The sequence below is a fragment of the Pelotomaculum propionicicum genome (assembly GCF_004369225.1).
In the GTDB taxonomy this organism is placed as follows: domain Bacteria; phylum Bacillota; class Desulfotomaculia; order Desulfotomaculales; family Pelotomaculaceae; genus Pelotomaculum_B; species Pelotomaculum_B propionicicum.
Window position 1 is genome coordinate 91737 of sequence record NZ_QFFZ01000008.1, and the last position, 23733, is coordinate 115469.

Annotated in this window: 13 protein-coding genes; all 13 read left to right on the forward strand. The window is 49.8% G+C overall.

The annotated features are described in order from the left end of the window. The first annotated feature begins 160 nt into the window (after nt 1-160). Complete coding sequence (locus Pmgp_RS05800; RefSeq protein WP_134213026.1) at nt 161-2164, forward strand: PAS domain-containing sensor histidine kinase; 2004 nt, start codon at nt 161-163, stop codon at nt 2162-2164. 15 nt (nt 2165-2179) lie between these two features. Further along, entirely contained in the window at nt 2180-2833 is a 654-nt protein-coding gene (locus Pmgp_RS05805; protein WP_134213027.1) for a response regulator, read from the forward strand. A gap of 368 nt (nt 2834-3201) precedes the next feature. Further along, entirely contained in the window at nt 3202-7569 is a 4368-nt protein-coding gene (locus Pmgp_RS05810) for a methyl-accepting chemotaxis protein (protein WP_134213028.1), read from the forward strand. Between the two features lie 101 nt (nt 7570-7670). Beyond that, nucleotides 7671-7952, forward strand: coding sequence for a sporulation protein YabP (gene yabP / locus Pmgp_RS05815; RefSeq protein ID WP_134213029.1), 282 nt, complete (start codon nt 7671-7673; stop codon nt 7950-7952). 43 nt (nt 7953-7995) lie between these two features. After that, complete coding sequence (gene yabQ, locus Pmgp_RS05820) at nt 7996-8547, forward strand: spore cortex biosynthesis protein YabQ (protein ID WP_134213030.1); 552 nt, start codon at nt 7996-7998, stop codon at nt 8545-8547. A gap of 151 nt (nt 8548-8698) precedes the next feature. Continuing rightward, a complete protein-coding gene (locus Pmgp_RS05825) occupies nt 8699-9025 on the forward strand; it encodes a hypothetical protein (RefSeq protein WP_134213031.1) in 327 nt (108 codons plus the stop codon). Nucleotides 9026-9365: 340 nt separating this feature from the next. Next, nucleotides 9366-13241: a methyl-accepting chemotaxis protein gene (locus tag Pmgp_RS05830; protein ID WP_134213032.1), complete on the forward strand. Its 3876-nt coding sequence runs from the start codon at nt 9366-9368 to the stop codon at nt 13239-13241. Nucleotides 13242-13304: 63 nt separating this feature from the next. Further along, complete coding sequence (locus Pmgp_RS05835) at nt 13305-15062, forward strand: HD-GYP domain-containing protein (protein WP_192902806.1); 1758 nt, start codon at nt 13305-13307, stop codon at nt 15060-15062. A gap of 269 nt (nt 15063-15331) precedes the next feature. Beyond that, complete coding sequence (locus Pmgp_RS05840) at nt 15332-19573, forward strand: methyl-accepting chemotaxis protein (RefSeq protein WP_134213033.1); 4242 nt, start codon at nt 15332-15334, stop codon at nt 19571-19573. A gap of 278 nt (nt 19574-19851) precedes the next feature. After that, complete coding sequence (locus Pmgp_RS05845) at nt 19852-20736, forward strand: MaoC/PaaZ C-terminal domain-containing protein (RefSeq protein ID WP_134213034.1); 885 nt, start codon at nt 19852-19854, stop codon at nt 20734-20736. 63 nt (nt 20737-20799) lie between these two features. After that, nucleotides 20800-22131 (forward strand): acetyl-CoA hydrolase/transferase family protein, encoded by a 1332-nt coding sequence (locus Pmgp_RS05850; protein WP_134213035.1) that lies wholly within the window; start codon nt 20800-20802, stop codon nt 22129-22131. 30 nt (nt 22132-22161) lie between these two features. After that, complete coding sequence (locus Pmgp_RS05855) at nt 22162-23520, forward strand: MFS transporter (RefSeq protein WP_134213036.1); 1359 nt, start codon at nt 22162-22164, stop codon at nt 23518-23520. 108 nt (nt 23521-23628) lie between these two features. Continuing rightward, nucleotides 23629-23733: acyl-CoA dehydrogenase family protein (locus tag Pmgp_RS20665; protein WP_134213037.1), on the forward strand; the 105-nt coding region annotated here is incomplete at its 3' end.

Below are 23733 nucleotides of genomic sequence, written 5' to 3' on the forward strand. Positions count from 1 at the left end.
CCCCTTTTCTCTGTCTCCGCTGGTTTATTTTAAAAAGCAGCTAAATTTTCTGAACAAAAGATTATTTCATGAAAGGATTTTTTACCAGATAGTCGAAAAATACCGCGTTAAGGTAAAATTTATAATACAAAGTCGAACTAATGATCTGACTGGTTAAACAATGGAGTGGGGAAACGTGTTGTACCAGCTTTTTTTTAAGCAGGGCCAGGATAGCATGTTTATTATCCGGGAAAGTGACGGAATTATTGTAAAAGTCAATGATGCCGCGGTAAAGGCCTATGGTTACACCCGGGAAGAAATGCTGGAAATGCGCGTAGAAGACCTGTTTGACCTTGAGACGTTCAAGGCAATCGAATCAATCAGGGGCGGGCTTTCAAATGAATCTAATGTTACAACCCGGCACTGCCGCAAAGACAGCAGCGCCTTTCCGGTGGAAGTCGGCTTAAAGAGTGCTGCGGCAGAGGAGGGGAAACTGCTGTTTGCCACAGTCCGTGATATGACAAAACACGGACCTGCCCCGGAGAAAACAAAAGCTATAACCGAACAAAAACTGGCTGAAGAAACTCTTGCCATAGCAGTCCAGCGGAAATGGTCGGAAGAAGACCTGCGGCATTCGGAAGAAAAACTGCGCATAACCAACCAGCAGCTGCTCGATATCATTGATTTTCTGCCGGACGCTACTTTCGTTATCGACCGGGACGGCAGGGTAATAGCCTGGAACCATGCTATTGAGGAGATAACGGGGGTGCCAAAAAAAGGTATGCTGGGCAAGGGTGATTACGCTTATGCCGTTCCTTTTTACGGTAAGCCCAGGCCTATCTTAATCGATCTTGTTTTTACCGAAGAGAGGGAAATCAAACTACTGTACGATTATGTGAGGAAAGAAGGGGATACTTTTTTTGGTGAGACTTTTGTACCGTCAGCATATCTGGGAAAAGGGACTTTCTTGTGGGGCAAAGCCTCGCCGCTTTTTGACCATGACGGGAATATCGTCGGCGCCATCGAATCTATACGTGATATCAGCAGTCTCAAACACCTGGAGGAATTAACACATTTAACTGGCAACGAGCTTAAGCAGGCACTGGAAAAACTGGACGAGCGCGAGCTGATGGACAGGATTATCAGGACCAGTCCGGCCGGCATCCTGGTGGTAAACAGTAAGATGGAAGTTGTTTTTGCCAACACCAGGGCGGAGCAGTTGCTTGGTTTAAATATTAAAAGTGAAAATCCCCGTGTCTATCAAAAACCACTCTGGTTTGTGACCGATGAAAAAGGCAATCCCATTTTAGATGAGGATTTTGTGTACATGCAGGTTATCATCAGCGGCAAGCAGGTTTTTGATGTGGAACAGGGCATTCAGTGGCCTGACGGGACCAGGAAACTGCTCTCAATAAATGGCGCTCCTCTTTTTGACAGGTCAGGCCGGGTTGAGGGAGCTGTTTTAAGTATTGAGGACAAAACCGGGCGCAAAGAGGCTGAAGAAAGGATCATAAACTACCAGTCCCAGCTCAGGTCTCTGGCCGCCAAACTCTCCCTGGCCGAAGAACGGGAAAGACGTCGTATTGCGGAAGGCATTCATGATCAGATCAGCCAATCCCTGGCTATCAGCAGGTTAAAAATCGGAGAGTTGAAAAGGGCTGCTTCAATTGACGCTGTTCTTGAAAATCTGGATGAGATTATTTTTCTTATTGAAGATGTTATTATGAAAACGAGATCGCTGACCTTCGAACTAAGCCCGCCCATACTTTATGAACTGGGTTTTGGAGCGGCGGTGGAGTGGCTCGCTGAGCAGTTATTGGAGAAAAACGGTTTACAGGTATTTTTAAAAAATGAACTGGCATCCGCAGCACTGAAAGAAGAGGTAAGGGTTATTCTTTTTTCCTCAGTGCGGGAGCTTTTTTTCAATATTGTTAAACACGCCGGAGCGCATAAAGTTAATGTTTCAATTAAAAACTTGGGAATGAAAGTAAGAATAGTGGTTGAAGATGACGGAACTGGCTTTAATGCCCGTTTATTTGGCCCCATGCCGGGCAAGCCGGACGGGTACGGACTTTTTAGCGTCAAGGAGCGGCTGGAACATTTAGGCGGCCGTATGGAAATTATATCAGGAATAGGTCATGGAACCAGCATAGTTATTGAGGCTCCACTCAAAAATGATGATTAAAGGGGAGGTTGGATTGTGAGCATTAGAATTATCCTTGCTGATGACCACAAGCTGTTTTGCGAGGGCCTGCTTTCCATGCTGGAGGGACAGAGTGATCTAGAGGTAATCGCCACCGCTCCGGACGGAAACACAGTTGCCAACCTGGCCAGGGAACTTTCTCCGGACATGGTCATTGTTGATATCGGCATGCCTAACCTTAACGGTATTGAGGCCGCCCGCAGGATCGCCGCTGAGAACCCGTCGATCAAAATCATTGCGCTGTCGATGCATTCAGATAAAAGGTTTGTGGCTGAAATGTTTAAGGCAGGCGCCTCAGCTTATATCTTAAAGGATTGTGTCTTTGAAGAGCTGATCAGTGCGATCCACTCAGTGATGGAGGGCAACCCTTATGTCAGTCCTGCCTTGACAAAAATGGTTATTAAAGATTATATCAAGAACTTGCACCAGGACAACTCTTCGGCTTTTGAAGTGTTGACGGCCAGAGAGCGGGAGGTGCTGCAATTATTGGCTGAAGGCAAAACCACACGCCAGATCGCCTCATCACTTTTCGTCAGTGAAAAGACAGTGGAATCCCACCGCAGGCAGGTTATGCGTAAATTGGGAATAAACAGCGTGGCAGGACTGATCAAATATGCTATTCGCGAAGGTCTGACCACCCTGGAGGAATAGTCGGAATTTTTAGTTAAGTTTTGAAATATTTATAAAAATAAGGAATTTAGAAGTCCAAAATCAGGAATATCCCTATCTTTTTGGCGGATTGTACTTACGATTACTAATAAGACAGGGTTTTTTTATGCTCTTAAAGCGGGGGTTTTTGATTTATGAACTTAAAAATGGTTGAACACCTGGTAATGCAGAAGGAGGGATTTAATAGCAACCTGGTGATGAAGACGGTTCAACTTTGGACAGAGAATTGATTGGCTGCCAACGCTGCCAGCAGTTATTTTACTTGAAAAGAGAGAGAATCAGCATTGGAGTTTGTAAAATGGAAATGGATTATAACTAGAGAGAAGAGACTTTATTAGGGGGGTATTTAGATGAGGTTAAAAATTGGGACCAAAGTATCATTAGGGCTGGCAACTCTTTTTTTGCTGCTGGTTGCAGTGAGCTTAACTTCAATTGCTCTAAACCGTTCGTCAGGCAACACGGCTTTGTGTGTCACAGCCTTATTGGGAGGCGGCTGTTTATGTCTTTTTACATTGACTTCACTAAAAATTTCATTCAACGCGCTTCTTGCGGAAAGCAGGCTGCTTGCCGAAGCAGCCAGGGATGGCAGGCTTGCAAGCCGGGCCGATTTGAGTAAAATAGATCCACAGTTCAAGGAAGTCATCCAGGGAGTGAATGACACGCTTGATGAGGTAAGCGGCCCAATTAGCATGGCGGCGGAGTATATTGACCGGATCGCCAGGGGTGACACGCCGCCTAAGATTACTGGCTCCTATCGCGGTGATTTTGCAAAAATCAAGGACAACCTTAATGCCTGCATAGATACAATCAGTACGCTGGTAGATGAAGTAGGCGTGGTGATCAGGGTTGGCCGCGAAGGCAAACTGGACCAGCGGGCCAACGCCGACAGGACGCAGGGCGTCTGGCGCAAGATCCTGCGCGGTGTCAATGACGCTATGGACGGGGTAATCAGGCCTTTGAACGTTGCTGCGGAATATGTGGACAGGATTTCTAAGGGCAGCACTCCCCCCAAGATTACCGAGCCCTACCAGGGGGACTTTAACATAATCAAGGAAAACCTTAACACATGTATCGACACAATCAGCATACTGGTCGAGGAAGTAGGTGTGGTTATAGGAGCCGGCAGAGAGGGGAAACTTGATCAAAGGGCTAACGCCGACAGGACGCAGGGTGTTTGGCGCAAGATTCTGCGGGGTGTAAATGACGCCATGGACGGGGTAATCAGGCCTTTGAACATGGCGGCTGAATACGTTGATAGTATTTCTAAAGGCAGCACCCCTCCCAAGATTACCGGGCACTACCAGGGGGACTTCAACGTAATTAAGGAAAACCTTAACACATGTATTGACACAATCAGCATACTGGTCGAGGAGGTTGGCGTGGTTATAGGCGCCGGCAGCGAGGGGAAACTGGACCAGCGGGCCAACCCCGACAGGACAGCGGGCGTTTGGCGCAAGATCTTAAGAGGGGTAAACAACGCCATGGACGGGGTCATCGGGCCGCTTAACGTTGCAGCCGAATATGTGGACCGGATCGCCAAGGGAGAAATTCCCCCGAAGATAACAGAGGCCTACAACGGGGATTTTAACGAAATCAAGAACAACCTGAACGTGCTGATTGATGTAACTGCGGCAAACAAAGAGCGTGAAGAAGAAATGCTGCGGATCAAAGGGGCGGTTGAAGCATCCGCCGCGCCTATTGTCATCACCGACAAAAAAGGAGTCAAGATCCTTTCTCAGAACAAGGCTTTTGGCAGCCTGTTCGGCTACACCAAGGAGCAGGTTAACGACGCCGGCGGCCTGCCCGCGATATTTGTCAGCGCGTCCGACGGCCAAGACTGCTGGAAGAGTATTATGAGCGGGAAAACCTGGCAGAATGAACTGGAACTGCGCACGCGGGACAACCGGATTGTGCCCTCTGTGCTTTGCAGTGACGCGGTAAAGAACGAAAAAGGGGAAATTATCGGCTGCTTTGGTGTAATCAACAACATTACCGAACAGAAAGTGGTCCTGAGAGCAGTGCAGGAATTGGTGGAAAAAGCCAAGGCAGGCGACCTGACAGCCCGCGCCGGTGTGACCGCCAGCGGTGATTACAAGAAACTGGTGGACGGCATCAACCAGATGCTGGAAGCAATAATAGGGCCGTTAAACATGGCAGCGGAGTATGTTGACCGGATTGCCAGGGGTGACACCCCGCCGGAAATCACCGAAGAATACCAGGGTGACTTTAATGAAATCAAGAACAACCTGAACTCGCTAATTGAAACTATACATATACTGGTTGACGAAGTTGGTGTGGTAATCTGCGCCGGGAGCGAAGGGAAACTGGACCAGCGCGCCAACGCCGACAGGACAGCGGGCGTTTGGCGCAAGATCTTAAGGGGCGTTAACCACGCCATGGACGGGGTTGTCGGACCGCTGAACGTGGCTGCCGAATATGTTGACCGGATTTCCAAGGGCGACACGCCGCCGAAGATTACTGAAGAGTACCGGGGCGACTTTAATGTAATCAAGGACAACCTGAACGCCTGCATCGATGAGATCGGCATCCTGGTGGACGAGGTGGGCGTGTTGATCGGCGCGGGCCGCGAGGGCAAACTGGACCAGCGGGCGGACGCCGACAGGGCGCAGGGGGTCTGGCGGAAGATTTTAAGAGGAATGAACCACGCCATGGACGCGGTCATCGGGCCGCTCAACATGGCTGCCGAATATGTTGACCGGATTGCCAAGGGCGACACTCCTCCGAAGATCACCGAAGAGTACAAAGGCGACTTTAATGTAATCAAGGACAACCTGAACGCCTGCATTGACGAGATCGGCATCCTGGTGGACGAGGTGGGCGTGTTGATCGGCGCGGGCCGCGAGGGCAAACTGGACCAGCGGGCGGACGCCGACAGGGCGCAGGGGGTCTGGCGGAAGATTTTAAGAGGAATGAACCACGCCATGGACGCGGTGATCGGGCCGCTTAACATGGCTGCCGAATACGTTGACCGGATTTCCAGGGGCGACATTCCGCCCAAAATCACTGAAGCGTACAACGGTGACTTCAATGAAATCAAGAATAACCTTAATGGATGCATCGACGCCATCAGCGGACTGCTTAAAGAAGCGGATGATTTAATTCAGGCTGTGAGAGAGGGCAATCTGAACACGCGCGGCGACGAGACAGCCTACAGCGGCGACTGGGGTGAACTGGTCAAAGGGATGAACGGCCTGATTGAAGCTGTAGCTAACCCTGTTAACGAACTGATGGTTGTATTAACAAGAATGGCTGTTAATGATTATACACAAAAGATGTATCAGGAATATAAAGGTGTTTGGAATGACCTGAAAAACTCCACAAATGATGTGATGAAGCGGGTGGTACACGTCCAGGACACCTTGAAAAATATCAGTGACGGCAATCTCAGTGAATTGGATGACTATAGAAAGACTGGGCAGAGAAGCGGCAATGACCAATTGATACCTTCAATAATAAGAGCGATGGAGGCAATCCAGAGCCTGGTGGCCGACGCGGACATGCTGGCCAGGGCGGCGGTTGCAGGCAAGCTTGACACCCGTGCCGACACCGCCAGGCACAGCGGTGACTTCCGGAAGGTCATAGAAGGTTTCAACCGCACCCTGGATGAAATGCTGAAGCCGATAAAAGAAGCTACGGAATGCCTGCAGGAAATGGCCAAAGGCAACCTTAACGTGGCGGTTACAGGCGATTACCAGGGCGAGCATGCTGTTATTAAGGACGCGCTGAACTCTACACTTGATTCCATAAATGAAACACTCGGCCAGATCTTTGGGGCGATCAACCAGGTTGCCGACGCCGCCCAGCAGGTATCGGACTCCAGCCAGTCGCTGTCGCAGGGCGCGGCAGAGTCCGCCGGCACCATGGCCCAGATTACATCCTCCATGCATGGTATGAACGACCAGACCAAACAGAATGCTGAAAACGCCACCCTGGCCAACCAGCTTGCCGCCCAGGCCAGGACTAACGCTGAGCAGGGCAACGGGCAAATGGCCAACATGGTCAGGGCTATGGGGGATATAAACGAGTCGGCCGCTAATATATCTAAAATCATTAAGGCTATTGACGAAATTGCCTTCCAGACCAACCTGCTGGCCTTGAATGCCGCCGTGGAAGCCGCCCGCGCCGGCAAACACGGCAAAGGTTTCACCGTAGTGGCCGAAGAAGTGCGCAACCTGGCCCAGCGGAGCGCCAAAGCGGCTAAAGAGACAGCGGAAATGATTGAGGGCTCGATCAAGAAAACGGAAGTGGGAACCAGGATTGCTGAAGACACTTCCAAAGCTCTTGAGGAAATTGTACAGGGTGTCAGCAAGGTCACGGACTTCGTCAGCGAGATAGCTTCCGCTTCCAAGGAGCAGGCTGCAGGCATTGAGCAGATCAACGACGGGCTGAACCAGGTTGATCAGGTGACTCAGCAAAACTCGGCCAGTTCGCAGGAACTTGCCGCCGCCAGTGAAGAGATGTCGAGCCAGGTGGAAATGGTCAAGCAGATGTTGGGCAGGTTTACACTCAAAAAGAAAGCGTCCGGCACAACCTTTATTCCTGAGATAGTCAGCGCAGGCAGGCCTTACCTGGCTCACAGCCAGGCCAGGGGCGCGGCTCAGAAGGTCGCCAGGCTGCCCGTCAAAGAGCCGTCTGACGCCGGAGTAAAGCCCGAAGACATCATTTCCCTGGATGAAGCCGATTACGGCAAGTTTTAAACATGCAGGAGCCCGCGCAGGGCTCCTTCTTTTTTTGGCATATATTGAAAAGATGGGCATATGATGAATTAGATTAAAGGCAAAGAAATTCCCGGCGGGGGATGATAAAATTGGCAGAGCAGCTTACTCACAGCATTTCTATTGGCGGGCGAAAAAATCTGAACATGGAAGGTGTACAGCATGTCGAAAGTTTCGACGAGACGGAACTGGTCCTGGAGACCAATATGGGCATGCTGATTCTCAAAGGGGAAGACCTGCACATTACCCAGCTTAACCTGGAAACAGGCCATCTTGCCGCCGAGGGATTTTTCAACTCCATGCAGTACCAGGAAAGTAAAAGCAGGGGGAAGGGCAAGGGAATACTGAACCGGATCTTCAAATAAGGAAAGCGCGGCGACGCGCTTTTTTTGACCCGGGGGTGTTTTATTGGAATCTCTTTATTCTCAGGCGAGGGCTTTTTTGATCACCATAGGTATTGGAGCGGCCGCGGGCTTCTGCTTCGATTATTACCGGATTGTCAGGCGGGCCTTCAGACTGAAAAAAATTGGCACCTGTATCGGCGACGCCCTGTTTTGGCTGGTTACCACGGTCATAGTCTTCACAGCGCTGCTGTGGGGGAACTGGGGCGAGGTGCGCCTTTATGTAATGATTGGCCTCGGCCTTGGCGCCCTGCTTTACTTCAACCTTTTCAGCCGTCCCGCCAGCAGGGTGATCAGGTTTAAGTTCTTCATGCTATACAAGTGCTGGACACTGCTGAAAAAAGCGATCTCGCTTTTGTATATGACCGTTTTATTCCCCTTCCGCCTGGTTATTTATGTGCTGTCATACCCGTTTTATTTTGTAAAAATGCTGCTGAAGAAAACAAAAAGCAAACTGTCGGTTTTTTTTCGCAGGTTTACTGGCGGGAAAATAGAGCGCGTCAGGCGTTGGATTAAATCAAAATTAAAATGGCCGGCTTTCCGGAACCGGAAAGAGTAGTGTTCTGACAACAGAAAAACCCTTTGCCCCCAACCCGTTTTAGGCTGCGTAACTTCCCTGGTGAAAGGGTAAATTATCTAAAAAAGTTCACTGTTAAAAGAGGATAGGATTTCAAAGACGCCGAATGGGATGTATGAGGGGGGTAGGCCATATGGATGAAATAATGTTTAAACGGTTGATGTTTGCCGGTGAGGAAGAAGAAGTTAAGGAACTTATGAAAATGGGTTACTTTACCAAGGTTGACGGGGTTATCTGCCGTACCAGGAAGTTTGTGGAGGAAACCGGCAGTTTCATTGACGCCAAAAAGGAGATCCTGTTTGAAGTAGTAAAGGAACTTGGCGACGCTCAGGATATGGAAAAAGTCATGGAAAAGGCAGGAATTAAAGATTTTATAACATTTATCTTTTTAGCCGAGGAACTTGTCGAGGACGGCAGGCTGTTAAAAGATAAACTAAAAAATGTTATTGTTAAGCAGTAAAAAATAAACAGGTAAATTAAAGCCGGGGGCCGGAATTAAAAAAGGGCCGCCCGGTTTTATTTTCTAGTTTTATGCAACACTACTTTGTTAACCTAAATTAAATAAAAACAGCGAATAAGGGCGCAGTTTATTTCAAACTGCGCCCTTATTTATATTTGTATATCGACACTTTTTGATTAAAAATTAACTAAAATTACTTATCAAATTGCCTGCTTTCAAAAGAACGACGATCTTAAAAAAAGAATATCCGATATATTCAATTAGAGGATATCGGAATTTCCCGGTATTTGATGATTTATTCGCCGTCAATTTTAACGTCATATTTGAAAGGAGCACTATAATGCCAAGAAGAGGCGAAAACATTTATAAACGTAAGGACGGGCGCTGGGAAGGACGCATACTGAAGCCGGGCGGGAAATATAAATACGTCTACGCCAAAACCTATAAGGAAGTTAAAGAAAAAAGGAAGAATTATCAGGAACACATAAAGCCCCGTGAAACAAGTATACCCGGCCCGATTAAAAGTGCCGCCGGGTTGTTTGAAAATTGGTTAAAGAGCGGCATTTCCGATCAGGTAAAACTGTCCACTTACGAAAATTATTACTACTGTATGCAAAAGTATGTGATCCCCTTTTTCAGGAGAACGGGAAATGATCGGATCACGAAGCCTTCAGTCGCCCAGTTTGTTAAATCAATCAAGGATAATATTTCTCTCTCCGAGTCATACAAAAGGAAAATCCTTTCGATTTTTAAGACGGCGCTGAGAGAAATCCTGAAAAACTCGGCAGAGTACTCGTCCATATTGGAAACCGTCAAGCTTCCAAAAATAGAAAATGCGGCGGTTCATATATTTTCCATCAAGGAACAGCGACTTGTTGAAAACGCGGTTCTGCATTCGGAAGACAGGCGGGCTCTCGGGATACTGCTGTGCTTTTATACGGGAATACGGCTTGGAGAACTCTGCGCTCTGAAATGGGGCGATATGGATTTTGAAGCCGGAACCATGTCCATCATGAGAACGGTATCCCGGATAAAAAATATTCAGCAATGTGAAAACAAAACAGCCTTGCTTGTCGGCACGCCGAAAAGCCAGAAATCGGTCAGGAAAATCCCACTGCCTGGTTTTCTGCTGAAACTGTCTGACGAGTTGAAGATGTATGCCAAAAATGAAAACTGTTATGTGCTTTCCGGGGCTAATACTCCGATTGATCCCCGAACCTATCAGAAGCTGTATAAAAGGATATTAGCCAACGCAGGTGTAAAAAACCGCAAATTTCACACGATCAGGCATACCTTCGCAACACGGGCTCTGGAGCTAGGTGTCTGGAACGATTTAAAACACGCCACTAATGAAGTTTACGGACGGATGACAAATATTCGCAACACATTAATCAAGGTCAGCAAAGGTGATTTAAGTGACGCGGAACCATACAAGAAAGTCGGCCGCAGGAGCGAAAATGACGAAATCGTGCCGGGCTTTATCAGGATGCATGACGCCATCCAGAAGCTGCTTGACGACGCCAACATGCTGGCCGGGTCCGCAGTTGCAGGCAAGCTTGATACCCGTGCCGACGCCACCAGACACGATGGAGAATATCGCAATGTCATCGAAGGATTTAACAACACTCTTGATGCTGTGGTTGGGCCTTTAAACGTGGCGGCCGAATATATAGACAGGATCAGCAAGGGCGACATTCCGCCGAAAATCACCGACAGCTACTGCGGCGATTTCAACGAGATCAAGAACAACGTCAACGGCTGCATAGACGCCGTAAACGGCCTGCTTAAAGAGGTGGAAAGTCTGATCCTTGCGGTCGAGGAGGGCAGGTTGGATGCCCGCGGCGACACAGCGGCCTATACCGGTGACTGGGGCAAGCTGGTCGATGGTATGAACGGCTTAATCGACGCAGTAGCCGGCCCGGTTGGCGAGCTGATGGGAGTTTCCAGCCGGCTGGCGGTTAATGATTTCAGCCAGCGGATGGTAAGTGAGTACACCGGTACCTGGAACGACCTCAAAAACAGCACCAACGCGGTGCACGGGCAAATGGCCAGGATCCAGGAAATATTGGCCAATATCAGCCGGGGCAGCCTGGTCGACCTGGATGGATTGAAGAAGGTCGGGCAGAGAAGTGAAAACGACCATCTGATACCAGCGTTTATCAAAGCCATGGAAGCCATCCATAACCTGGTGACAGACGCGGATATGCTGGCTAAGACAGCCATGGAAGGCAAACTGGATGCCAGGGCGGATGTAAGCAGGCATGAGGGTGAATACCGTCAAGTCATCGAAGGGTTTAACAACACCCTGGACGCCGTGATCGGCCCGCTCAACGTGGCCGCCGAGTATATTGACCGGATTTCCAAAGGCGACATCCCGCCGAGAATCACCGACAGTTACAACGGCGACTTCAACGAGATCAAGAATAACGTGAACGGCTGCATAGATGCCGTAAACGGCCTGCTCAAAGAAGTCAACGGCCTTATTCTCGCGGTCAGGGAAGGCAGGTTGGATGCAAGCGGCAACGCGGCGGCCTTTACCGGTGATTGGGGCAAGCTGGTGGTCGGTATGAACGGCCTGATGGAAGCTGTAGCCGAGCCGGTTGAAGAACTGATTGCCGTTCTTGGCAGAATGTCAGTAAACGACCTCAGTATGAAGATGGAGAAGAATTACGCCGGCAACTGGGATGAACTGAAACAGGCTATTAACGGGGTTCACGCAAGGCTGACCAATATTTACAGGACTGTAAATAAGGTCGCCAAAGGCGATTTAACCGATTACGAGTTTTATAGCAAGGTCGGACGCAGGAGTGAGAAAGACGATCTAGTGCCGGGCTTTATCAGGATGCACGAAGCTATTCAAAAGCTGTTGGATGACGCCAATATGCTGGCCGGGTCCGCGGTTGAAGGAAAGCTGGGAACCCGCGCCGACGCCGGTCGGCACGAGGGAGAATACCGTAAGATTATCGAAGGCGTCAACAATATGCTGGACGCGGTAATCCACCCGATTAACGAAGCAGCCGACTGCCTGAAGGAAATGGCCGAAGGCAACCTGTCTGTCAGGGTGACCGGCAGCTACCAGGGCGACCACGCCATTATCAAGGACGCCCTCAACAACACCCTTGAGGCGCTCAACAACATCATTGAAAAAGAGGCGGTCAGGTGCCTGCAGGAAGTGGCCAAAGGGAATCTTGACGTGGCCGTAACCGGCAATTATAAGGGTGACTACGGTATTATGAAGGACGCTCTTAACAAGACTATCGAAGACCTGAATGAGACTTTGAGCCAGGTTGCCATCGCCATCGAGCAGGTCAACACAGGCGCGCAGCAGGTGTCGGACTCCAGCCAGTCCCTGTCGCAAGGCGCGGCCGAGTCGGCCAGCACCATGGCCCAGATTACTTCCTCCATGCAGCAGATGAACTCCCAGACCAGGCAGAACGCTGAAAACGCCACCCAGGCCAACCAGCTGGCCACCCAGGCCAGGGCCAACGCCGAGCGCGGCAACGAGCAGATGGCCAACATGGTCAGGGCTATGAGTGACATTAACGAGTCGGCCACCAACATTTCTAAAATCATCAAAGCCATCGACGAAATCGCCTTCCAGACCAATTTGCTGGCCTTAAACGCGGCGGTGGAAGCAGCCCGCGCCGGCAAGCACGGCAAAGGGTTCACCGTGGTGGCCGAGGAAGTGCGCAACTTGGCCCAGCGCAGCGCCAAGGCTGCTAAAGAGACCGCCGAAATGATTGAAGGGTCAATCAAGAAAACCGAGGTCGGCGCCAGGATTGCCGAGGAAACCTCTAATGCGCTGGAAGAGATTGTAGTAGAAGTCAGCAAGGTCACCGACTTCATCAGCGAGATAGCGTCCGCCTCCAAGGAGCAGGCGCTCGGCATAGGACAGATCAACGAGGGGTTGGGACAGGTGGATCAGGTTACCCAGCAGAACTCCGCCAGCTCGGAAGAGCTTGCCGCGGCCAGCGAAGAGATGTCAAGCCAATCCGAAATGGTCAGGCAGATGCTCAGCAAGTTTAAACTCAGAAAGCAGGGCGGCGGCGCTGCCTTCGCGGCCGGGCCTGTTAGCGGGGGTAAGCCCTACCTGGCCCACAGGCAGAGCAGGGGCACACAGAGGTCCAGGTTGGAAGTTGTAGCCTCATCATCCGGCGGCGGGTTAAACCCGGAGGATATTATATCCTTGGACGATGTTGATTACGGCAAGTTTTAGTAATGGAAAAAAGCAACCCATGAAATTTGGACGGTAATGAATAACTAGCCTTCACTCAGGAGGTTGAAACCGAATCTTGATGTAGAGAAAGTGGAACACCTTATATGCAGAGGCTTATGCCCTATCCTGTTTAAGAATAAGGAGCGTAGTATTAAGGTGATGGAGTTCGCCGGTAACAGTAGAAAACACAACAAACTGGAAGAAGCTCTAGCTAAAGAAAGACAAAAATTTGAAAAATTGATAGCAGAGGCTGGCAAAGAAAAAATTATCCGCTTTATACCCTTAAAACTGCAAACAGGGGAATATTTGGTGACATGTGAGGACATTACCCAGAGTTGGCTGGCGGAGCAAAAATTGCGTGCCGCGAACCGGCATCTCCTGGACATCATTGATTTTCTGCCTGACGCCACTTTTGTTGTTGACCGCAGCGGTATTGTGATCGCCTGGAACAAAGCGATGGAGGAGATGTCAGGAATTTCGAAGGATGATATTATCGGCAAAGGTGATTACGCTTACGCGGTTCCTTTTTATGGGGTGCGCAGGCCAGTTCTTATTGACATGGTGATGCATGGTGACCTTGAAACAGAGCCGGGGTACGAATTCGTTGAAAGGAAAGAAAACACTATCTACGCGGAGGTTTTTGCGCCAGCCTTGTTTAAAGGGGAGGGTGCGAATATATGGTGTAAGGCATCTCCGCTATATGACAGCGAAGGCAAGATCACTGGCGCGATCGAATCGGTCCGCGACATCACGGAACGCAAGCGGGCTGAAGGGCAACTAAAGTACCTCAGCCTGCATGATAATCTGACCGGGCTGTATAACCGAACCTTTTTTGAAGAGGAGATGCAGCGGGCCGCGGACGGGCGTTTTGATCCTGTCGGCATAATAGTTTGTGATTTGGACGGGCTGAAGTTTATCAACGATACCCTGGGGCACGACACCGGGGACTCGTTGCTCTTAGCGTCCGCCAATGTTATTAAAAGTGCTTTCCGGAAAAGTGATATAGTAGCCCGCATCGGCGGGGATGAATTTGCGGTGCTGCTTAATCAAAGCGGAGAAAAAACCGTGGAGGAAGCCTGTGACAGGATAAAGGCAGCTATTGATAAATACAACCTGGCGGGGCATGAAATTCCTTTAAACATATCCATGGGGTTTGCAGTGGGCAGTGTCGAGACAGCGAGTGTCAGCGACCTTTTCAAAGAAGCCGACAACAACATGTACAGGGAGAAACTGCACCGCAGCCATAGCGCCAGGAGCGCGCTCGTCCAGACCCTGATGAAAGCGCTTGAAGCAAGGGACTTCATTACCGAAGGCCACGCCCTCAGGCTGCAGGATTATGTCACAGCGCTGGCCAGGGCTATCGGTATGCCTAAACGAAATGTATCTGATCTCAACCTGCTGGCCAAGTTCCACGATATCGGCAAGGTAGGCGTGCGTGACAGTATTTTGTTTAAGCCTGGTCCCCTGACCACGGAGGAAGCGGGAGAGATGCAGCGGCACAGTGAGATCGGGCACCGCATCGCCCAGTCGGCGCCGGACCTGGCGCCCATTGCGGACTGGATCCTAAAACACCATGAATGGTGGGACGGCAGTGGTTATCCGCTGGGGCTCAAGGAGGAAGAAATCCCGCTGGAATGCCGGATCCTGGCTATTGCCGACGCTTACGACGCCATGACCAACGACCGCCCCTACCGTAAGGCCATGCCCCACGAAACTGCTGTGGGCGAACTTGAAAAATCCGCCGGGGTCCAGTTTGACCCGGAATTAGTGCGTAGCTTTTTGAAGTTTTTAGAAAATAATCAGAGTGGTAAAAATATGTAATATCTATTCTATATTATTGTTCCCGGGAAAATCACAAATTTTCTTCAAGGCCGGGGCCGCCGGTGAGCTCAAATAAAAGCTCATCAGTGGCCCCGGCTTTCGATTGTTAAGCCTGGCTAATAGATTTTATTAGTATTTATTATTAATGTAACAGGTAAAATTTTACGAAGAAATATATGGGAGGAAAAGTTTTGGTCGGTGCTCTTGTTGTTATAAAAACCGACATGAAGGATGAACAGCTGTTATTAAAAGAGGGAGGTCTAAAGTAAGTGAAACAAAAAATCGGGACAAAGATTGTGATGTGTTTTTTAATTCTTTTATTGTTGCTTGCCGTAGTAGGCTTTAGTGGAAGTATTTTAAAAAACATGACCGCCAGTATCATTTTGTGCGGTATATCTTTATTGGCCGGTGGTGTTTTAAGTTTCTTTACCGCAATGTCTGTAAAAACTTCTTTCAATGCTCTGCTTACTGAAAGCAAACGACTGGCGGCTGCGGTCAGAGAAGGCAGGTTGGACACAAGAGGCGATGAAAGCAAGGTGGCTCAGGAATTCCGGGAAGTCATCAAGGGGGTGAACGACACCCTTGACACAGTAACCAGGCCGCTCCATATCGCGGCTGAGTATGTGGAGCGGATTGCCAGGGGAGACATCCCGCCGAAGATCACTGACGCCTGCAACGGTGACTTCAATAAAATTAAAAACAGCCTGAATGGTTGCGTGGATGTCATTAATGATCTGCTGCAAGAGATGGAAAGCCTGACCCATGCCGTGGGTGAGGGCAGGCTGGATGTCCGTGGCAACGCGGCGGCTTATAATGGTGAATGGGGTAAGCTGGTCGGCGGTATGAACGGCCTGATTAAAGCTGTGGCAGTGCCGGTTGATGAGTTATTTGCGGTCCTCACCAGGATGGCTATGAATGACTATAGCCAAAACATGGCTGGGGATTATAAAGGAGCATGGGATGACCTCAAAAACGCCGCTAATGAAGTACAGGCACGAGTGTTGAACGCCATAAGGGCAATGAAAAATATGGGCCAGGGTGATTTCAGCGACCTGGCTGTGATGAAGGAAGTCGGACAGAGAAGTGACAACGACCAATTGATTCCCGCTCTTATAAGTATGAGCGAAGCTGTTAAGAAGCTGGCGGACGACGCCGGCATGCTGGCGGGGGCGGCGGTGGAAGGCAAGCTGGATACCCGTGCCGACGCGGCCAGGCACAAAGGTGAGTACCGTAATGTTATTGAAGGATTCAACAAGACCCTTGACGCCGTGGTTGGGCCTTTAAACGTGGCGGCCGAATATATTGACCGGATCAGCAAGGGCGACATTCCGCCTAGAATTACCGAAATATATAACGGTGACTTCAACGAGATTAAAAACAACCTTAACGGCTGCATAGATGCTGTAAATGGCCTCTTAAAAGAAACCGACAGTCTGATTGTCGCGGTCAGGGAGGGTAGACTGGACACTCGCGGTGATGCGGAGGCCTTCACCGGCAATTGGAGTGAACTGGTCTACGGGATGAACAGCCTGATGGAAGCAGTGGCCGGACCGGTTGAGGAAATAATGGTGATCATGCGTCAAATGGCGGTAAACGACCTCAGCAAGAAGATGGAGCAGGATTACAGCGGTATCTGGAATGAGCTTAAACACACTGTCAACGAGTTGAACGCCGGGCTGGTCAATATTCAGCATACAATTGTCAAAGTCAGCGAGGGCGACTTGAGCGACTCTGATATGTACAAGAAGGTCGGCCGAAAAAGTGCTAATGATGAATTGGTGCCTGGATTTATTAAAATGCATGACGCTATTCAAAAGCTGCTGGACGACGCCAATATGCTGGCCGGCGCCGCAGTGGAAGGCAAGTTGGACGCCAGGGCGGACGCTGACAGGCACGAGGGAGAGTACCGCAAGGTTATCGAAGGGTTTAACAACACCCTTGACGCGGTAATCGGCCCGCTAAACGTTGCCGCGGAGTATGTTGACAGGATCAGTAAAGGAGATATTCCACCAAGGATCACAGACAATTATAACGGCGACTTCAACGAAATCAAGGACAACCTGAACACCTGCATCGACAGTATCAACAGTGTTGTCGCCGGGATGAACAATTTATCCAAGGCCCATAACGACGGCGCCATTGACTTTTATATCCCTGAGGAAGGCTTTACAGGAGTTTACCGGGAAATGACCGCAGAGGTCAACAAAGTGGTTAAAACACATGTCAAAAATATGAGTAAACTTCTGAAAGTAGTAGCGGCTTACGCGGAAGGCGACTTCTCCAAAGTCATGGAAAGGCTGCCGGGCAAGCAAGTCTTCGCCAGTGAAAAGATGGATCAGATCAGGGAAACCCTGCAAAGCCTGATTAAGGAAGTGGACAACATGGTCCAGGCTGTTAAGGCAGGCAGGCTGGAAGCGCGCTGTGAGGCGACGGCTTTCAGCGGCGACTGGGGTGAGCTGGTGGGCGGCCTGAATAGTATGATGGAAGCCGCGGCCGAGCCGGTACGTGAGCTGATCAGAGTGCTGGAGCGGACAGCGGTCAACGATTTCAGCCAAAAGATTGAGAAGAGTTTCAACGGCATTTGGGAAGAGATGAAGAACGCCACCAACACTACAACAGAAAGACTCTCAGATATAGTCGCAACTGTTACTAAAATAAGCGATGGAGATTTCGGTGATCTGGAAGTCTTTAAGAAAGTTGGCCGCAGAAGTGAGCATGACGAGTTGATCCCTTCTTTTGTCAAAATGATGGAGGTTATTCAGGAATTGATTGCTGACGTGGAAAACTCAGCCCTCGCTGCTGCGTCGGGCCAACTGGACAAACGAACCGATACCGGAAGGTACAATGGCGAATACCGTAAACTGATGGAAGGTATGGACGGGTTGCTAGAGGCTGTCGCCGCGCCCCTCAATGAGATTATGGACGTACTCGACCGGCTGAAGGTCAACGACCTCAGCAAAACAGTGGATAAAGACTATACAGGAATCTGGAATGACCTCAAGGATGCGCTTAACCGGGTCCACTTCCGCATGGGAAATATCACAAATGCGGTCATCAGTGCATCCAAGGGTGATCTCAGTAGTTTGGAAAAGTTCAAAACAGTCGGGCGCTGGTGTGATCATGACGAACTGACGCCAGGCCTGATCCGGATGCATGACGCCATTCAAAAGCTTCTTGACGACGCCAATATGCTGGCCGGATCCGCGGTTGAAGGAAAGCTGGGAACCCGCGCCGACGCCGGTCAGCACGAGGGAGAATACCGCAAGATTATAGAAGGTGTCAACAATATGCTGGACGCGGTAATCAACCCGATCAACGAAGCTGCAGAGTGTCTTAAGCAGATGGCCGAAGGCAACCTGTCCATCAGGGTGAACGGTAATTACCAGGGCGACCACGCTATCATCAAGGACGCCCTCAACAGCACCCTGGAGGAGCTCAATGAGATTATCAAGAAAGAGGCGGTCAGGTGCCTGCAGGAAGTTGCCAAAGGGAATCTTGATGTAGCGGTAACCGGCAACTACAAGGGCGACTACGGAATCATGAAGGACGCTCTCAACAGAACAATTGAAGACTTAAACGAAACTTTAAGCCAGATTGCCATTGCCATCGAACAGGTCAACACAGGCGCGCAGCAGGTGTCGGATTCCAGCCAGGCGCTGTCGCAGGGCGCGGCCGAATCGGCCAGCACCATGGCCCAAATTACCTCCTCCATGCAGCAGATGAACGACCAGACCAGGCAGAACGCTGAAAACGCCACCCAGGCCAACCGGCTGGCCACCCAGGCCAGGGCCAACGCCGAGCGGGGCAATGAACAGATGGCCAACATGGTCAGGGCTATGAGTGACATTAACGAGTCGGCCACCAACATTTCAAAAATAATTAAAGCTATCGACGAAATCGCCTTCCAGACCAACCTGCTGGCCTTAAACGCCGCGGTGGAAGCGGCCCGCGCCGGCAAGCACGGCAAAGGGTTCACCGTGGTGGCCGAGGAAGTGCGCAACTTGGCCCAGCGCAGCGCCAAGGCCGCCAAAGAGACCGCCGAGATGATCGAGGGGTCAATCAAGAAAACCGAAGTCGGCACTAAAATCGCCGAGGAAACATCTAACGCGCTTGAGGAGATTGTCATGGGCGTCAGCAAAGTCACCGACTTCATCAGCGAGATAGCTTCAGCCTCCAAGGAGCAGGCGCTCGGCATAGGCCAGATTAACGAAGGCCTGGGCCAGGTAGACCAGGTCACCCAGCAGAACTCCGCCAGTTCCGAAGAGCTTGCCGCGGCCAGCGAAGAGATGTCGAGCCAATCCGAGATGGTCAGGCAGATGCTCAGCAAATTTAAACTCAAAAAGCAGGGCGGCGGCGCTTCCTTCACGGCCGGTCCGGTGAGAGCGGGCAGGCCTTACTTGGCCCACAAACAGAAGAAGTCCAGGTTGGAAGTTGTAACTTCACCGACCGGCGGCAGGTTAAACCCGGAGGATGTTATCTCTTTGGATGATTCTGATTACGGCAAGTTTTAGGAATGGGAAAGAGCACCAATGTTTATAATGTTTATTTAGATAAGTTACAGTTACAGCGATTATCAATTAAGGCCCCGGCTTGTTCAAAGTTAACCTGCCCGGGGTTTTTCATGTTTTTTATATGCTGGCTTTCAGCATGCGCCACAAAGCCAGGTGCGCGTTACTGCTAAGCTATAAGAGGAAGTGTCGCAAAACAAGCAAATTGTTTATTGTTTTGCTTAAAATCAATCATTTTAAAGGAGAGTAATTATCTCCTTTTTGTTTTATCCCGGTTATTTATGACCGTTGATTCTAAATTTGTCGGAGTACCATGGAAGGAAGACGTCAGAGAAATTACCTGGCGTATGACAACAAACTATGCGGCTTCCCTTGATGATATGAACCCCTTGTATTTTGATGAGGAACAAGAAGGCGGACTCTATGCGTCGCCCATGTTTCCGGTTACCCTGATCTGGCGTATTATTCTGGCAGACCGTGCAAAATACGCGCCTCCCGGCCTTCCTTACCCGCAAGAAGTATGGGATCAACTGATGCACTACACTGAGTACATTGACTTTAAACGCCTACTTCGGCCAGGAGTCAAGGTCCGCATCAAGTCTCAGATTTCCGCCATGATTCCGCAAAGGGCCGGTACCAATATTGTTTTCAAGTTTGATGTTGAGGATTTTAAGAGCGGTGAACCCTACTACACTGAATATGTTGGCTCAATGCTCCGGGGCGTGGAATGTCCTGACGGTGGAAAAGGCTCTTTGCCTGAGTACCAACAAACAAAATATAACGGTAATGCGTTATGGGAATCTCCCGGTTTCTGCAGCCAGGCCTTACCGTATATTTATGACGGTTGTGGAGATCTGGTTTTTGCTATTCACACTTCACCGAAATTTGCCCGTTCGGTTGGCCTGAAATCCAATGTTTTGCATGGAACAGCTAATTTGGCGATCGGTATTAAAGAGGTTATTAACCGTGAACTGGGCGGGGATGCCAGGCGTGTAAAAGTCCTCGCGGGTAAATTTACATCCATGATATTTGCCAATGACAATCTGAGAGTTCAATTGTTTGAGCGTAAGGTATCAGGCGACACTGTGGATTTGTATTTCCAGGTTTTAAACGAGACAACGGGAAAAGTAGCCGTGAGTTACGGCTATGTTAAAGCTAGCTTGTAAGGTGAATCCAGATTAGACTGAAGGTTTAAAAAGGCAAAGACTTGGTAGAAAGAAGGATAGATCATGGATTATACGGAGGAATATAAACGAAAACTTGTTACGCCGGAAGAAGCGGTCAAGGTAGTGAAATCAGGCGACTGGGTCGAGTACGGTTCCTTTTCCGGTTCGGCGGTTGTGCTGGACAAGGCTTTGGCCGCGCGAAAAGATGAACTGTGGGATGTGAAGATCCGCAACTGTACCCGTTCCACCGGAACGCCGGAAGTGGCGAAAGTCGACCCTACCAGGGAGCATTTTACCTATATCGGGCTGCAGTTCAGCGGCTATGAGCGCAAACTGAGCGATCAGGGGCTTTGCTCGTATATGCCGCTGGTCTACCACGAATTGCCCAAGTATTACCGCGAATATATGGACGTGGATGTGGCGATGATCCCGGTCGCGCCTATGGACAAGTTCGGCTACTTTAATTTCGGCCCTCAGGTCTCTCACACCATGGCCATTTGTGAAAAGGCCAAAAAGATCATTCTGGAAGTCAATCCCAATATACCGCGCTGTTTTGGTCAAGAGGAAGTAATCCACATATCAAAGGTGGACCATATCATTGAGACCGACTACCCCATTGCTGAAATACCGGGCGCCGTGCCTAATGATATTGATAAAAAGATCGCGTCAATTATTATGGAGCAGCTTGAAGACGGCAGCTGCCTGCAGCTGGGCATTGGCGGCATGCCAAACGCGGTGGGAGAAATGATTGCGGATTCCGACCTGAAAGATCTCGGCATTCACACCGAGATGTTTGTAGATTCCATGGTGGAGATGGTTGAAAAAGGGCGGGTCACCGGAGCGAGAAAGAACATAGACAAGTATAAGATAGTGGCCACTTTTGCGCTTGGGACCCAAAAAACTTACGAATTTATTAACTATAACCCCATGGTCCTTTTAATGCCGGTTAACTATACCAACGACCCCGCCGTGATCGGACGGCTGGATAAATTTGTGTCAATCAACAACTGTATTGACGTGGATCTTTTCGGACAAATAAACTCGGAGTCTTCCGGCACCAGGCAGATCAGCGGCACCGGCGGCTCCATCTGTTTTGCCCTGGGCGCTTTCAGGTCTAACGGCGGGAAAGGCTTTATCTGCATGACTTCATCTTTCAGCAAAGGCGGCAAGTTGTTCTCCCGGATCCGGCCGACCCTGGAAACCGGCTCCGCCGTCACCATTCACCGCGGTATGGCGCCGAGTATAGTGACCGAGTACGGGATTGCCACCTTAAAGGGCAAGTCATTGTGGGAAAGGGCGGCGGCCCTGATAAATATCGCGCACCCGGATTTCCGCGAAGAGCTGATTAAAAGCGCCCAGGACATGGGTATCTGGCGTCAGAGCAATAAACGTTAGCCAAATCCCCCTAAAAAAGGAGGCAAGTAAATGACAACTGCAGCTATTAAGGAAACTTGGTGGAGGTACAGGTATTGGGTTGCTGCTGTGCTCATGATCTGTTACAGTGTCCAATACTTTGACAGGGTATCGATGGGCGTAGTTGCGGCGCCAATGTTGAAAGACCTGAACATGACCTATGCGCAGTATGGCAATGGTACTTTTTTAATGCTCGCTTTTTACGGACCGATGCAGGCTGTGGTGGGATTTATTACCGATAAGTTCGGCGCAAGACGGGTTCTGCTTTTTTCAATTATAGCATGGAGCCTGGCTACCTGGTGGTTGGCTCATATTCATAGTGTAAATGAATGGTACTTTAGGCAAATAGTTTTCGGTATCCTCTGTGCGACTGAATTTGTACCGAGTTCAAGAATTCTAGTGCGTTGGTTTGCCAAGCGCCAGAGAGCACAGGCGCAAGCAGCTTTGTCCTACGCCTGGATCCTGACTCCGTCATTTACTCCGATTATTGTGACGGCGCTGATTACCGCGCTGGGAAGCTGGCGTCCTATATTTACTATCGCGGCCTTGGTTGGTATAGTGCCTTTCCTGTTAATATTGTCGTTTATACATGATCGACCTGAGCAAAAAAAAGGCCTGTCGCCTGAAGAAATCAGCGAGAGCTATGAAGACGAAATTGCGAGCGGTGTTTATACTTTAGAAGAGGTTCAAAAGGGAAATATAAGTCAGGAAAAAATTGCCGCGCAAAGAATCTCAATTGGCAAGATCATGACTTACCCGGGCTGGCTTCAAATATGCATCGCCTATATTGTCATCCAGGCGCTGGCCTGGGCCGCCTTCAGCTGGATCCCGCTGTATTTGAAAGAAACATTTGGTTTCAACCTGAATACGATGGGGTTGTGGTCGTGCACCTATTTCGCGGGTGGAGTAATCGGGTCATTACTGGGATCAACATTAAGCGATAAGTTATTCAAAGGGAAACGCAAACCCGTAATACTTGTTTCTTATATCGGCGTTATCCCGTTTTTGTTGCTCTTTGCCTTTTTCCAAAAAGGTGTCAGCCCAATTGCGCTGCTCCTGACTCTTTCGGCCTGCGGATTCTTCGCAAACTGCTGCTGGGGCGCCTGGTTCGCCTGGCCCGCGGAAATCTTTAGCGCGGAAGTACACGCAAAAGCCCTGGGTATTATTAACGCGTTCGGTTACTTTGTTGGCGCGGCTGGAGCGCCGCTGGTCATGAGCCGGTTGGTTATTAAGACCGATGCGGGCGCGTCGTACACCTGGGCGTGGATCTTCATCGCGGCGCTTGCAATAATTGGCGCTATCCTTGTCGCTACGGCCAAGGAGATGAAATCAATGGCACATACTCAGGCTGAGAACGCCGCTAAAGCTTAAAAACCAACAACAGGACACAATGTTTGGGCGGCCGGGTAAAAAAGCTTCCGGTCGTCCCTCAAAAAGAAATTCTGGAACAGCCAACCAACTCACGAGAGGAGAAACCCCATGAATTTTCAACTAACTGAAGAACAACAACTAGTGCGCGCCAGTGTAAGAGAATTCTGCCAGAAATACGTCGAGCCCATCGCCCAGAAAGTCGACCAGGAGCCC

Excerpts from the sequence above, each read along its gene's own strand:
- Pmgp_RS05845 (WP_134213034.1), top strand. The coding sequence starts at position 19,852 with ATGACCGTTGATTCTAAATTTGTCGGAGTACCATGGAAGGAAGACGTC.
- Pmgp_RS05850 (WP_134213035.1), top strand. The coding sequence starts at position 20,800 with ATGGATTATACGGAGGAATATAAACGAAAACTTGTTACGCCGGAAGAA.
- yabP (WP_134213029.1), top strand. The coding sequence starts at position 7,671 with ATGATAAAATTGGCAGAGCAGCTTACTCACAGCATTTCTATTGGCGGG.
- Pmgp_RS05810 (WP_134213028.1), top strand. The coding sequence starts at position 3,202 with ATGAGGTTAAAAATTGGGACCAAAGTATCATTAGGGCTGGCAACTCTT.
- Pmgp_RS05825 (WP_134213031.1), top strand. The coding sequence starts at position 8,699 with ATGGATGAAATAATGTTTAAACGGTTGATGTTTGCCGGTGAGGAAGAA.
- Pmgp_RS05830 (WP_134213032.1), top strand. The coding sequence starts at position 9,366 with ATGCCAAGAAGAGGCGAAAACATTTATAAACGTAAGGACGGGCGCTGG.
- Pmgp_RS05855 (WP_134213036.1), top strand. The coding sequence starts at position 22,162 with ATGACAACTGCAGCTATTAAGGAAACTTGGTGGAGGTACAGGTATTGG.
- Pmgp_RS05800 (WP_134213026.1), top strand. The coding sequence starts at position 161 with ATGGAGTGGGGAAACGTGTTGTACCAGCTTTTTTTTAAGCAGGGCCAG.